Source organism: Arachidicoccus sp., from assembly GCF_050436765.1.
Classification (GTDB): domain Bacteria; phylum Bacteroidota; class Bacteroidia; order Chitinophagales; family Chitinophagaceae; genus Arachidicoccus.
Genome location: NZ_JBNQGD010000234.1, coordinates 1 through 13,273 on the forward strand (window position 1 = coordinate 1; position 13,273 = coordinate 13,273).

General features: G+C 37.7%; 11 protein-coding genes. 8 read left to right on the forward strand and 3 right to left on the reverse strand.

What is annotated here, in order from left to right; all coding sequences use genetic code 11:
- On the forward strand, positions 1–827 hold an 827-nt coding region (locus tag ACQR30_RS10235), incomplete at its 5' end, for a toprim domain-containing protein (protein WP_429734685.1).
- A 154-nt stretch (positions 828–981) separates the two neighbouring features.
- Here ACQR30_RS10235 and ACQR30_RS10240 read toward each other — a convergent pair.
- Positions 982–1,296: a hypothetical protein gene (locus ACQR30_RS10240; protein ID WP_429734687.1), complete on the reverse strand. Its 315-nt coding sequence runs from the start codon at positions 1,294–1,296 to the stop codon at positions 982–984.
- A 169-nt stretch (positions 1,297–1,465) separates the two neighbouring features.
- On the opposite strand from ACQR30_RS10240, the gene ACQR30_RS10245 reads away from it, so the two are divergent.
- The 4 genes from ACQR30_RS10245 to amaB all read left to right on the forward strand — a co-directional run bounded on the left by ACQR30_RS10245 (position 1,466) and on the right by amaB (position 6,333).
- Complete coding sequence (locus tag ACQR30_RS10245; RefSeq protein ID WP_429734689.1) at positions 1,466–2,443, forward strand: GSCFA domain-containing protein; 978 nt, start codon at positions 1,466–1,468, stop codon at positions 2,441–2,443.
- A gap of 219 nt (positions 2,444–2,662) precedes the next feature.
- Positions 2,663–3,733 (forward strand): saccharopine dehydrogenase family protein, encoded by a 1,071-nt coding sequence (locus tag ACQR30_RS10250; RefSeq protein WP_429734691.1) that lies wholly within the window; start codon positions 2,663–2,665, stop codon positions 3,731–3,733.
- A 101-nt stretch (positions 3,734–3,834) separates the two neighbouring features.
- Complete coding sequence (locus ACQR30_RS10255) at positions 3,835–4,719, forward strand: DUF1338 domain-containing protein (protein WP_429734693.1); 885 nt, start codon at positions 3,835–3,837, stop codon at positions 4,717–4,719.
- An 84-nt stretch (positions 4,720–4,803) separates the two neighbouring features.
- Positions 4,804–6,333, forward strand: a complete 1,530-nt coding sequence (gene amaB, locus ACQR30_RS10260) for an L-piperidine-6-carboxylate dehydrogenase (protein WP_429734696.1) — start codon at positions 4,804–4,806, stop codon at positions 6,331–6,333.
- 73 nt (positions 6,334–6,406) lie between these two features.
- On the opposite strand, the gene ACQR30_RS10265 is transcribed toward amaB, so the two are convergent.
- Both ACQR30_RS10265 and ACQR30_RS10270 read right to left on the reverse strand, forming a co-directional pair.
- Positions 6,407–6,841, reverse strand: coding sequence for a hypothetical protein (locus ACQR30_RS10265; protein ID WP_429734699.1), 435 nt, complete (start codon positions 6,839–6,841; stop codon positions 6,407–6,409).
- A 144-nt stretch (positions 6,842–6,985) separates the two neighbouring features.
- Positions 6,986–9,265 (reverse strand): aconitate hydratase, encoded by a 2,280-nt coding sequence (locus tag ACQR30_RS10270; protein WP_429734701.1) that lies wholly within the window; start codon positions 9,263–9,265, stop codon positions 6,986–6,988.
- Positions 9,266–9,456: 191 nt separating this feature from the next.
- Between ACQR30_RS10270 and ACQR30_RS10275 the strand changes: the two genes are divergently transcribed.
- From ACQR30_RS10275 to ACQR30_RS10285, 3 genes are all read left to right on the forward strand, one after another.
- Positions 9,457–9,675: a PspC domain-containing protein gene (locus ACQR30_RS10275; protein WP_429734703.1), complete on the forward strand. Its 219-nt coding sequence runs from the start codon at positions 9,457–9,459 to the stop codon at positions 9,673–9,675.
- 80 nt (positions 9,676–9,755) lie between these two features.
- Positions 9,756–11,393: a S41 family peptidase gene (locus ACQR30_RS10280; protein WP_429734705.1), complete on the forward strand. Its 1,638-nt coding sequence runs from the start codon at positions 9,756–9,758 to the stop codon at positions 11,391–11,393.
- A 441-nt stretch (positions 11,394–11,834) separates the two neighbouring features.
- The gene (locus ACQR30_RS10285; protein WP_429734707.1) at positions 11,835–13,211 is read left to right on the forward strand and encodes a hypothetical protein; all 1,377 of its coding nucleotides are present in this window, start codon (positions 11,835–11,837) and stop codon (positions 13,209–13,211) included.
- The last annotated feature ends 62 nt before the right edge of the window (positions 13,212–13,273 follow it).

The following is a 13,273-nucleotide window of genomic DNA, read 5'->3' on the forward strand; positions in this document are numbered from 1 at the left end:
AGGACGCAAAAAACATTATTCAAAAAGTTGTTTTAGCTGCGCAAGCACGTGTGGCGGCTAAAAAAGCCCGTGATATGGTGCAACGCAAATCGGTACTAAGCGGAAGCGGTTTACCAGGAAAACTGGCTGATTGTAGTGAGCGGGATGCGGAGAAATGTGAGCTGTATCTGGTGGAAGGAGATTCCGCCGGCGGAACTGCAAAGCAAGGAAGAGATAGGGCCTATCAGGCTATTTTACCTTTGCGTGGTAAAATTTTGAACGTTGAAAAAGCGATGGAGCATAAGATTTATGAAAATGAGGAAATTCGCAATATTTTCACCGCAATGGGTGTAACCATCGGCACAGAAGAAGATCCTAAGGCACTGAATCTTGCGAAGCTTCGATACCATAAATTGATTATTATGACGGATGCCGATGTCGATGGAAGTCACATCGCAACTTTGATATTGACCTTTATTTTTCGATATATGAAGGAGCTGGTGATGCAAGGTTATGTATATCTAGCACAACCACCATTATATTTAGTGAAAAAAGGCAAAGAACAAGAATATGCGTACAACGAAGCGCAACGTAAAGAATTAGTCGCAAAAATAGGTGGCGGAAAAGATGATAGTGTAGGTATTCAGCGGTACAAAGGTTTGGGTGAAATGAATGCCGATCAATTATGGGAAACAACAATGGATCCCGCACGCAGAACATTGAAACAAGTTACTATTGAGAATATGACTGCGGTAGACGAAACCTTTGCGATGTTGATGGGCGACGATGTGCCGCCACGTCGTGCCTTTATTGAAGAAAATGCGACTTATGCAAGAATAGATATCTAAGGCAGACAATAAAAAAAGTTGCAAAAATAATTTTTGCAACTTTTTTTTATCGACAATTTATCTAAGCTCTAAGAATAGTTCTCTAAAATGCTTTACAATAGCAATCTTTTCAGAGCAATAAACTTAAAGACTTTTTAAGCTCAAGAACATAAAATCAAAGAATTAAAATCAACAATAAGATGATAATAATAATAGCGCCAACGGAAAGATAAACGCCACCAGACATTGCTCTGGCTTCTTTTTTCATAGTTTTTAGTTCGTTGCGCAATTCCTTTTTATCGGCGCGACTCAATGTTGATTTATCCATGTTTTTGATTTCTTCAACGCGGTTCACAATTCTGTCAAACTCCGCTTTTTGTTGTGAGGACATTTCTGTTTTTTCATTGTTAGGTTTATCAGCTGCTTTTACTGAATTAAGACCTAGACTCAGTGCGAAAATTAACGTTAAAGCACAAATTGTTTTTTTCATATTTTTTTATTTAAGTTAAGGACATTTTAGTTCTGTACTAGTTTAAAAAGGCGCATCAATGATAAATATACTAATATTTTATTTTTTATCATTAGGAATATATAAACTTAAATCAAAGAAGATGCCGAAAAATGCTTTATAAGGATTTTTGTTTCACTAATTTTACATAATGCAATTTCAAATTCCCATAAATATAGCACCCATCGAGCCGGGTATTTCATACCGGGATAAAATTTTGTTAACAGGTTCTTGTTTTTCTGAGCATATCGGAGGCAATTTACTCAAAGCAAAATTTAATGTTTTGCAAAATCCTAATGGTATTTTATTTGATCCTATCAGTGTTTGCAGTAGCTTGATTTCCTATATGGAAAACAAAAGATATACAGCGGATGATTTATTTTATTTGAATGAGGCATGGCATAGTTGGACACACCATAGCCGATTTTCGTCTCCGGAAAAAGAAATTTGTCTGCAAAATATAAATCAGTCACAAGCTGCTGCTCATCAATATTTAAAAGATTGCGACTGGCTTATCGTTACCTTAGGATCTTCTTTTTTGTATAAATTGCAAGCGGGCAGAATGGCGGTTGCTAATTGTCATAAAGCGCCAGCTCAGACTTTCGAAAAACATCTCAATACAATTGAAGAATCAATAACCGCTTTTGACGCAATGCTATATCGGTTGTTCAAATTTAACCCCCGAATAAAAGTGTTATTTACTGTTAGCCCTGTCCGTCATGTTCGGGATGGCATTGTAGAGAATAATCGCAGTAAGGCCCGGTTGATAGAAACAGTGCATCATCTTGTGAATAAATTTGACAAGATTCATTATTTCCCATCTTATGAATTGTTGATTGATGTCTTGCGGGATTATCGTTTTTATGATGCAGACCTGGTACATCCAAATTATGCAGCTACGCAATTTGTTTTGGAGAAATTCTCCGAAACTATGATGAATAAACAAACTAAGTCTTTAATGGAAACGATTCGTAAAATTGTAATTGCTAAAAATCATGTGCCTTTCAACCCGGCGTCAACACAACATAAGAAATTTCTAGCGACTTATTACGAGCAAACACTTTTGTTGAGAAAACAGTATCCCTATATAAATTTTGACGAAGAAATGCGATATTTCGACAAGTCGTAAAAATTAGCATTACTATCATTTGTTAGTGTACTATAATTATGTACATTCGTATAGTGAATTATTTACTTAACATACAACTCTCTCTTCTCTCTTTTCTTAGGAGCACCTGCTCCCATGTTCCATAATATTGCTTGTATATCCTATTATTATTTTCTTTAAACGAAATTTTAAAGAACGGCATTGTATTATCTACTTTAACCACGAAAATATTATTGAGCAATGACTAAAATCATCATAATTGGGGGCGGAAAAATTGGAGAAACGGCGGCATTTTTATTCCATAATTCGGGAAGGTATACCGTAACTATTGCGGATGCCAATAAAGAATCTTTACAAAAAAGTAGACAGGACGGCATAAATGCCATTCATTTGGAGGTCAATGATAACAGAGCTTTAGAAGCAGCTTTAAATGAAAATGAAATAGTATTGAGTGCTTGTCCTTATTTCTTAAATGTGGCTATTGCAACCGCAGCGGCAAAAACAAAAACACATTATTTTGATCTAACTGAGGATGTTGCGGCTACTAATAAAATCAGAGAAATAGCTAAAGGTTCGGAAGTGAGTTTTATGCCGCAATGTGGGTTAGCACCTGGCTTTATCAGCATTGCCGCTTATGACCTAACCAAGCAATTTGATGAATTAGATACGGTGAAACTACGTGTGGGAGCTTTGCCGCAGTATCCTACCAATAGCTTGAAATATAATTTGACCTGGAGCACGAATGGGTTGATAAATGAATATTGCAATCCCTGTGACGCTATTGTAGGGGGTAAAAGAAAAGAAGTCGCGCCTTTAGAAGGTTACGAGAAATTTTCTTTGGATGGAGTAGAATATGAGGCTTTTAATACTTCTGGGGGATTGGCTTCTTTAGCCGAAGTATTGGACGGAAAAGTGCAAAACTTGGATTATAAAACTGCACGATACCCAGGACATTGTGCAATAATGAAAGTACTGTTATTTGAACTTAATTTTGCTAATAAGAGAGAGTTATTAAAAGATACATTAGAAGAGGCACTTCCTTTTTCGGCTCAAGATTTGGTTTTAATCTTTATCGCTGTTACCGGAAAGATAAATGGCCGTTTTGTTGAAAAGGTCTTTACTAAGAAGATATTTAATCAAAATGTGTTTGGACGAGATTTTACCGCGATTCAATTGACGACTGCAGGCTCGGCTTGTGCGGTAATAGATTTAAAAGTGAAGGGGAAATTAGCCAATAAAGGTTTTATAAAACAAGAAGATGTACGTCTTGAAGACTTGATGGATAGTGAATTTGGAAGATTCTATATTTAGCTTGAAAGCCAGCGACGTAGTAAAACGGGAAGTAATTATTCGCTAGGTGTGAGCCCTAAGTTTTTGACTCTTCAATTTTAAACAATGAAAATCGAAACAAAATGTTAGACGAAATATTAGATGGTTTGATGCGACGTTACAAACAGCGTGTACCTGACGTAAGTGCTATAATTAATGCTATGCTTAAAGAGGGTATTATAGATAACCAAGCAGAAATTGAAAACGATCATATCGCTTTCCGTACAATGGGTGTGGAACATTTGGGGGTTCAATCCTTAGAGAAAATATTTTTGCATTATGGCTATCAGAAAAGAGATTATTACCATTTCCAAGAAAAAAAACTGGACGCTTGGTGGTACGCTCCGCCGCAAGACCGATACCCCCGCATATTTGCAAGTGAATTACGGGTAAAAGACTTAAGTGTGAAAACGCGTAATATTATTCATAAATATACAGATGCTATAAAAGCCGATCCCGTCTCTGTGTTAGATTTAGATGACGTTAAGGTGGTAGATAATTATTTACATAGTGGTTTATGGCAAACGCCTACAGTAGAAGATTATAAAAGTTTGTTGGCTGAAAGTGAATATGCGGCTTGGGTGATTTTTAACCATTATTACCTAAATCACTTTACCATAAGTGTGCATAATTTGCCTGAAGGATATAATACTATGGAGCAATTTGACGAATTTCTTGAAAAAAATCAATTTAAATTAAATACTGCCGGCGGTAAAATAAAAATAAGTCCCGATGGAAAATTGTTGCAAAGCTCGACAGTTGCAAAGGTGATGGAGGCAACCTTTGCTGATGACAAGAAGGCGGAGATAGCAGGATCTTATGTGGAGTTTGCAGAAAGAAAAGTATTGGACGAATTTAAAGACTTACCAAAAGATCAAATTTGTCGTAAGCACCGTCGTGATGGTTTTGAGGCGGGCAATGCGGATAAAATATTTGAAAGTACCTATAGGAGTCAGACAGGGAGTTGAAAAGAATCGACGCCCCGAAGACCGAAGAGCTGTGAACTTCTCTTATAATTAATGATTATAGTTCCTCATTCAAAATTCAAAATTATGTTAGAAAATATCTTAGAACGTTTTTCTATAAATGAGTCAAATGCTGGTGTATGTGATGGACGTCAGTTTATCAAAACATCGGGAAAAACAATGGCTTCTTTTTCCCCGGTGGATGGAAAAAAAGTTGCAGAAGTCACTGGTCTCGTCAGGGCGGAATACGATGCTATTATTGATAATGCAATGAAAGCATTTCACCAATGGCGAATAATTCCCGCTCCGAAACGCGGTGATATTGTTCGACAAATAGGCGAAAGTTTACGCGTTGAAAAAGAGCATTTGGGGAAATTGGTTTCCTATGAAATGGGAAAAAGCTTGCAAGAAGGAATGGGTGAAGTGCAAGAAATGATTGATATCTGTGATTTTGCGGTAGGTCTGTCCCGACAATTGCACGGATTGACGATGCATTCTGAAAGACCCGATCATAGAATGTATGAACAGTGGCATCCATTGGGAGTCGTAGCGATTATTTCGGCCTTTAATTTCCCCGTAGCGGTTTGGAGCTGGAATGCAATGATTGCATTGGTCTGTGGCAATGTTTGTGTATGGAAGCCCTCGGAAAAAACGCCTTTAGCCGCACATGCATGTTTGGCTATTGTTGCAAGGGTATTTGAGAAGAACAATATATTAGCCGGAGTTTGCAATTTAATTCAGGGAGATAAAGAAGTCGGAGAGTGGATGGCTTCAGACAGTCGTTTAGCTTTGGTTTCAGCCACCGGGTCCACTCAAATGGGCAAGGCGGTAAATGTGGCCGTAGCTAGGCGTTTAGGCAGATGTATATTGGAGTTAGGGGGTAATAATGCCATAATAATTTCGAAAGATGCAGATCTAAACATGTCGTTGATTGGTGCGGTGTTTGGTGCAGTAGGTACTGCAGGACAGCGTTGTACGAGCACCCGGAGATTAATCATTCACGAAGATGTGTACGAGGATTTTGTAAACAAATTAAAAAAGGTCTATCAACAATTAAAAATAGGAAATCCTTTAGATGCATCTAATCATGTGGGGCCTTTGATTGATAAAGACGCTGTAAATAACTATTTGCAAGCGATCGAAAAAATCAGAAAAGAAGGTGGTTCATTCTGCATAGAAGGAGGTGTGCTGGAAGGGGAAAAATTTGTATCCGGTTGTTATGTAAAGCCCTGTGTCGCGGAGGTAAAAAACAATTTTCCGATTGTTCATCAAGAAACCTTTGCGCCTATTTTGTATCTGATAAAATATAGTAATATAGAAGACGCAATAGCTATGCAAAATGATGTACCTCAGGGATTGTCTTCCGCAATTATGACTTTAAATTTGCGTGAAGCTGAATTATTTTTGTCACACGGAGGTTCTGACTGTGGTATTGCCAATGTAAACATAGGCACTTCAGGTGCAGAAATTGGTGGTGCTTTTGGTGGAGAAAAAGAAACAGGTGGGGGGCGTGAAAGCGGCTCAGATGCCTGGAAATCTTACATGCGCCGGCAGACGAACACTATTAATTATGGGAGTGATTTACCATTGGCACAAGGAATAAAGTTTGATTTTTAACTTTTCATCTCGAATTAAAAATATAAAGGAAGCACCGCTAAGTGCTTCCTTTTATTTAACAAAACAAAGGTAATTAATGTTTAATATACTCTTTGTTGCCGTTAGAGGATAGCGTGTACTTCCCTCCTTTAGGTCCTTGGTAAATTGTACGCCCTTTCGCATCCTTTCCGATAGCTTTGTCAGCGCTTTTATTTACGCCTTCTTTTGCTGCGACCGCTTTAGTCTTTACTGTTTTTGCTTTTGTTACCGCTACAGTACTTTGCGTTTTTGCGGCAGTTTCTGTTGCTTTAGCCTCGTGCTTAGCGGCTTTTTTTGCAGTAGTAGCTTTTTCAGCTTTCTTTTCTGTTGTTTTTGCCGTAGCGATGGTCGCTTTTTTAGCTTTTTTAGCTTTCGTTTTAGCTGCTTTTGCGGTTGTAGTCGTTGATGTAGTTACAGCTTGTGCACTTGTAACACTGGAGAACAAAATAAAAGAAAAAAGCAAAACCATTCCAAGAAATACCTTCTTCATTGTTTTTAATTTTTAATATGAATGATAAAATCCATTAACTAAAATTAATGACAAAAGACATACCAACATTTTTAATTGAAGAATAATTTATAAAAATAAAAACGCGCTATTGAAAGATAGCGCGTTAATAGTGGCGAAACTAAATTAATTTGCCGAACTGGCGGCAAAATCAGCACGGATAATGTTCAACGCACCGCCGTGTTTGAACCATTCAACTTGTTGTTCGTTGTATGTATGATTTACTTTAAAGCTTTCGGTACTACCATCTTTGTGATGTAAGACGATTGTTAATTGCTTATCTGGTGCAAACTCAGTAAGGCCGTCTATATCAATGGTGTCATCTTCTTGAATTTTATCATAATCGGCTTTATCATTAAAAGTCAATCCAAGCATGCCCTGTTTTTTTAAATTGGTTTCGTGAATACGTGCGAAGCTTTTTACCAACACGGCTCTAACACCCAAGTGGCGTGGCTCCATAGCAGCGTGTTCACGGCTTGAACCCTCTCCATAGTTTTCATCGCCTACTACAACTGTTCCAATACCTGCCGCTTTATAGGCACGTTGCGTGTTTGGAACCGGACCGTATTCACCGGTTAACTGGTTTTTTATGTTATCAGTCTTTTCATTGAAATAATTAACAGCGCCAATCAACATATTGTTGGAAATATTATCAAGGTGTCCGCGGAATTTTAACCAAGGACCTGCCATAGAAATATGATCGGTAGTACATTTGCCTTTTGCCTTAATCAAAAGTTTTAAACCTTTCAAATCTGTGCCTTCCCAAGGAGCAAATGGTGATAATATTTGTAATCTTTTGCTGTCAGGATCTACAAGGATGCCAATATTGCTGCCGTCTTTTGCGGGTGCTTGATAACCTGGATCTTCTACAGCAAATCCATTTTTAGGTAATTCGTCTCCTGTTGGTGGATCTAATTTTACTTTTTCACCATTTTCGTTAATTAAATAATCTGTCAATGGGTTGAAGGTTAAATCACCGGCAATGGCAATAGCCGTAACTAATTCGGGTGATGCTACAAATGCAAACGTATTAGGATTGCCATCTGCGCGTTTTGCAAAGTTTCTATTGAATGAATGTACAATCGTATTTTTTTCTTTCTTTTCTGCACCCACTCTATCCCACATGCCGATACAAGGACCGCAGGCATTGGTCAATACTTTTGCACCAATTTTCTCAAATACATCTAAAAATCCGTCACGATGAACCGTATAACGAATTTGCTCAGAGCCCGGATTGATTAAGAATTCTGATTTGGCTTTCAAGTTTTTTTCAGATACTTGTTTTGCCAAAGAAACGGCACGTGACAGATCCTCATAAGAGGAATTGGTACAAGAGCCAATTAGGCCAACCTCCACTCTTTCTGGCCAACCGTTTTTATCAGCTACTTCTTTCATTTTAGAAATGGGGGTAGCAAGATCAGGCGTGAAAGGTCCATTTAAATGAGGTTCTAATTCAGATAAATTTATCTCAATTACTTCATCAAAATATTGTTCGGGATTAGCGTATACTTCTTGATCTCCTGTAAGGTGTTCTCTAATGCCGTTCGCCAAGTCTGCTATTTCTTCGCGACCTGTTGCGCGTAAATACCTTTCCATAGAATCGTCGTAGCCAAATGTGGAGTTGGTTGCCCCTATCTCAGCTCCCATATTACAAATAGTGCCTTTGCCGGTACAGCTGATGGATTGGGCACCTTCGCCAAAATATTCAACAATAGCTCCGGTTCCTCCTTTTACAGTAAGGATACCGGCTACTTTTAAAATGATGTCTTTTGGAGCAGCCCAGCCATTAAGTTTACCCGTTAATTTAATACCAATTAACTTAGGCCATTTTAATTCCCACGGTAAGCCCGCCATTACATCGCAAGCATCTGCACCGCCTACGCCAATCGCAATCATACCAAGGCCGCCGGCGTTTACCGTGTGCGAGTCAGTGCCAATCATCATTCCACCGGGAAATGCATAGTTTTCTAAAACTACTTGGTGGATAATGCCTGCGCCTGGTTTCCAAAAACCAATACCATATTTATTAGAAACAGAGCCTAAGAAATCAAAAACTTCTTTGCTCTCTTGTTTAGCAAAGGCTAAATCAGTTGCGGCACCTTCTTTCGCAATAATTAAGTGATCACAGTGTACGGTAGAAGGAACAGCCACTTTGGGACGTCCGGCCTGCATAAATTGCAATAAAGCCATTTGGGCCGTGGCATCTTGCATTGCAACGCGGTCAGGGGCAAAATCTACATAATCTGTCGCACGCTTAAATTGTGTAGCGGTTTGGTTACTGTGTAAGTGCGCATAAAGAACTTTTTCAGCAAGGGTTAGAGGTTTTCCTGTAATAGCACGTGCCTTTGCAACCTTCTCTGGAAGTTCGGCATACACTTTCTTAATCATTTCAATATCAAAAGGCATATCATTTAAATTTAAATAGTGAGCTAAAAGTGCTGCGAAGTTACTTAATTATGGATACATTATAAAGAGCTTTTTGTAATAAAATAGATACATCTTATAGATTAATAAATAGGAGAGGGAAACAAAAATTTTCTTCAACTTAGAACAACTTCTCACATTTTTTCTATCTTTACTTACGAAATTTGATAACGATGAACAATTTTAGAAATTTTATAGAATGGCGTGCTTTTGGCGTATGTGCTGCCATCGGTGATAAATTGGGCATTGCGAGTTCTCGCATTCGTTTATGGTTCATTTATATTTCTTTCATAACCATGGGATCGCCATTAATTATATATATGATACTGGCCTTTTGGATGAACATAAAAAGATATGTATTTTTTGCTCGCCGCAATCCTTTGAAGTATTGATAAATAGTAGGTAGTCTGGTCTTGGTTTCATGTTTTAAATTAATTTATTTTAGATGTCGAAAGCAATAAAATTTTTTTCAATGGCAGCCATTGTTGTTGCTATTGTATTTTCTGTTTCCTGTAAAAAGGGAGTTAGTGGCGGTAATTCCTCAGATGATAGTACCACAGGGTCTCCTGCCTTATACGACTCTATGTATTTATATGCCCAACAAATGTATTTATGGGAAAGTCAATTAACTCAGACCATAACTCAATTTAATCCTCAACAATATTTAAATAATAATGATTCATTGGGATTAAGTAATGAGTTGTTTGCAATTGTGAAAAATGTTAAGGATTCGGCAGGGAACTATTATGAATACGTTAGTGGCAGTCAGAATCCTAAATATTCTTATATAATAAATACTTCAAGTGAATTAAATGGGGGAGGCTTGAGTTATGCGAGGAATTCTTCTGAAAGATCTTCGACCACAATTAATGATAGTAAAGGTAACGACTTGGGGCTATTCTTAGCATCAGATTATTCGCCGGTTGATAATCAGACAGAAGAGTGGTTTGTTTGGTATGTGAATACGGGTTCTCCGGCTCAAAGAATTGGACTTAGGAGGGGAGATGTGATTGATAGTCTGAATGGTAAATCTTATGGCTTTTCAACGGCAGATCAAAATGCATTAAATGATATCCTAACGGGCGATACTTTAAGTATTGTAACCAAGAATTTATATACTGGAGTTACCAAAAAGTATCCGACTATAACAAAGGGGTTGTACAATTGGAATCCAATATTAAAAGACACAGTAATTGTTTCCTCGTCATATAAGGTTGGATATTTAGCTTTGCAGGCTTTTACAGATTCTGTAAGTGCTAACACATATTTACTTCAAGCTTTTCATAAATTTGATTCTTCCGGTATTAATAAGTTGATTATAGATTTAAGATATAATCACGGGGGATTTGTGGCAACATCTCATCTTTTAGCGAACCTAATTGCGCCTTCCAAAGATCAGGGAAAAGTATTATATAGAGAGCACTACAATTCAAATTTAAACAGAGACAGGAGCCAATACACTTCCCAATTGACAACGTTATTAAAGGCACAGGAAATATATGGTGATGATGGGGTAACTCCAACAGGCGGAACTTATTATGATTATAGCTTTAAATTAGATGACAATACTTATTTTGTAGATAAAAAAGGAGCCGTTGACGATTTAGGCGATGTCTGCTTCATTGTGAGTGATGAAACGGCTTCTGCCAGTGAATTACTTATTAACTCATTGAAGCCATATTTAAATGTAAGTTTAATAGGTGTATATAATACTCAGGCTGAATACGATGCTAAGACTGTTAGGACCTATGGTAAACCAGTTGGATTTTTCCCAATTCATCTGGGGAAATTCAGTATTTATTCCCCCAACTTCTATACTGAAAATGCCGATGGCTTTAGCAACTATTATGATGGCTTTTTAACTGATGCAAATGGCTTTGATGATGTTACAGCTGATTTTGCATCTTCGACCACTTCCACAAGTGCTTTTGTTGTGGCAATGCAAAAGATTATTCCTAATTATCAACCCCTTACAACCAATTACAGCAATCAACAACAGAGATTAATTAGAATCAATCCAATTCAAACCTTTAACCCTAAAAGGCTTCTAATAGGTAATATTAATCAATCGGGTGGAATAATGATTGGAAGACCAAGAATCAAACATTGAACTAAAGTCTAAATTAATATTTAAAAGAGTCGTAAGGTTTATTCATTAGCATTGGCAGAGTTTTCTAGCTTAAATTTGAAGGATTATAAGTTGCCGACGAGACAAGATCAGCTAGTTCTCCTCGGCGACTTTTTTTATGAAATCATCTAAGCGGTCCTTTTTATCGAATGCTCATTTTTGTTTTGGTCATACACTTACATGAGAAACTACAGAAGCATCCTGTACTGGCATTTAAGCCTAGAATGAAATTGTCCAACAACAAACTATTTGCTTTATTTTCAAAATAGCGTGTAAATCGTTTACTGAAGCGGATCTACGCAAACGGTTGCATCGTATTTTCGCACTTAATTCTTCTTTTAAACTCGCGTCTTTTTTACATTTACAACTATTATGACTCTTAATAGTCATTGTATTTTCTATTCATATTTTATAAAACAAAGAATGACTCGTTTAAAACAAAATTATTTCTTGTCTAAAGGAACGTTATTAGCAATGCTTTTGCTTTGCTTTTTTACAAATGTTCGTGCGCAAAACAATCAGGACAAAGAAGGTATCTCACACAAAATAAAAGGTGTGGAACAGATCAATCCTACCACCGTTCAATTGATCTTTACAGACAATCAACGGTTGAGTATAGATTTTTATGGTGAAAATATTTTTCGCGCATTCGAAGATACTTCCGGTGGTATTATTCGTAAACCGGAATCTAAACCTCCTGCCGATATTTTGGTAAACAACCCGAGAAAAATTGTTGGTTCGCTGAAAGTGAACGATGATGCTGATCGAGTGACGATTGCATCTGGCAGGGTAACTATTGATATAGATAAAAATACTTCTTTATTTAAAGTGATAAATAATGTCACCCAAAAAGTGGTCTTGGAAACCTTAAAGCCTATAGAATTTGGTAAGGGAAAAGTAACTTTAATTTTAAAAGAAAACCCACAAGAATACTATTACGGTGGCGGCGTACAGAACGGACGCTTTTCTCACAGAGGAAAAAGTATTGCTATAGAAAATCAAAACAGCTGGACGGATGGTGGGGTAGCCTCTCCGACACCTTTCTTCTGGTCAACTAATGGCTACGGCATAATGTGGTATACTTTTGAGCAAGGTAAATATGATTTTGGGGCTACGAAAGCCGGTGAAGTAATTCTTTCGCACAATACTGATTATTTCGATGTATTTTTTATGGTAGATACTGCTGCGGCTAATTTGTTGCAGGATTTTTATCAGCTAACTGGAAACCCCGTTTTGCTGCCGAAATTTGCTTTCTATGAAGGGCATTTAAATGCGTATAATCGTGATTATTGGAAACACGATACCACTGGAATTCTTTTTGAGGATGGTATGCATTACAAAGAAAGTCAAAAAGATAATGGGGGTATAAAAGAGTCGTTAAACGGCGAAAAGAATAATTATCAGTTTTCTGCGCGTGCTGTTATTGACAGGTACGCTACCAACGACATGCCGTTGGGTTGGATCTTGCCCAACGATGGATATGGTGCTGGTTACGGGCAGACAAGTACATTAGATAGTAATATTGCCAACCTGAAATCCTTTGGCGATTACGCGAGGAAGCACGGTGTGCAAATTGGTCTTTGGACACAATCTGATCTACATCCTAAGCCGGGTGTGAGCGCTCTTTTGCAAAGGGATATTGTTAAAGAAGTAAGAGATGCGGGTGTGCGTGTATTAAAGACCGACGTTGCTTGGGTCGGGGCAGGCTATTCATTTGGATTGAACGGTGTATCTGATGTTGGTCATATTGTGCCTTATTATGGTAACGATAGCCGGCCGTTTATTATTTCTTTAGATTGATGGGCGGGTACACAAAGATATGCCACCGTATGGTCTGGCTATCAAACACGCGGTGAGTGGGA

Bases quoted from the DNA above. Each gene is read 5' to 3' on its own strand.
- ACQR30_RS10240 (WP_429734687.1), bottom strand. From the start codon at position 1,296: ATGAAAAAAACAATTTGTGCTTTAACGTTAATTTTCGCACTGAGTCTA.
- ACQR30_RS10245 (WP_429734689.1), top strand. From the start codon at position 1,466: ATGCAATTTCAAATTCCCATAAATATAGCACCCATCGAGCCGGGTATT.
- ACQR30_RS10250 (WP_429734691.1), top strand. From the start codon at position 2,663: ATGACTAAAATCATCATAATTGGGGGCGGAAAAATTGGAGAAACGGCG.
- ACQR30_RS10255 (WP_429734693.1), top strand. From the start codon at position 3,835: ATGTTAGACGAAATATTAGATGGTTTGATGCGACGTTACAAACAGCGT.
- amaB (WP_429734696.1), top strand. From the start codon at position 4,804: ATGTTAGAAAATATCTTAGAACGTTTTTCTATAAATGAGTCAAATGCT.
- ACQR30_RS10265 (WP_429734699.1), bottom strand. From the start codon at position 6,841: ATGAAGAAGGTATTTCTTGGAATGGTTTTGCTTTTTTCTTTTATTTTG.
- ACQR30_RS10270 (WP_429734701.1), bottom strand. From the start codon at position 9,265: ATGCCTTTTGATATTGAAATGATTAAGAAAGTGTATGCCGAACTTCCA.
- ACQR30_RS10275 (WP_429734703.1), top strand. From the start codon at position 9,457: ATGAACAATTTTAGAAATTTTATAGAATGGCGTGCTTTTGGCGTATGT.
- ACQR30_RS10280 (WP_429734705.1), top strand. From the start codon at position 9,756: ATGGCAGCCATTGTTGTTGCTATTGTATTTTCTGTTTCCTGTAAAAAG.
- ACQR30_RS10285 (WP_429734707.1), top strand. From the start codon at position 11,835: ATGACTCGTTTAAAACAAAATTATTTCTTGTCTAAAGGAACGTTATTA.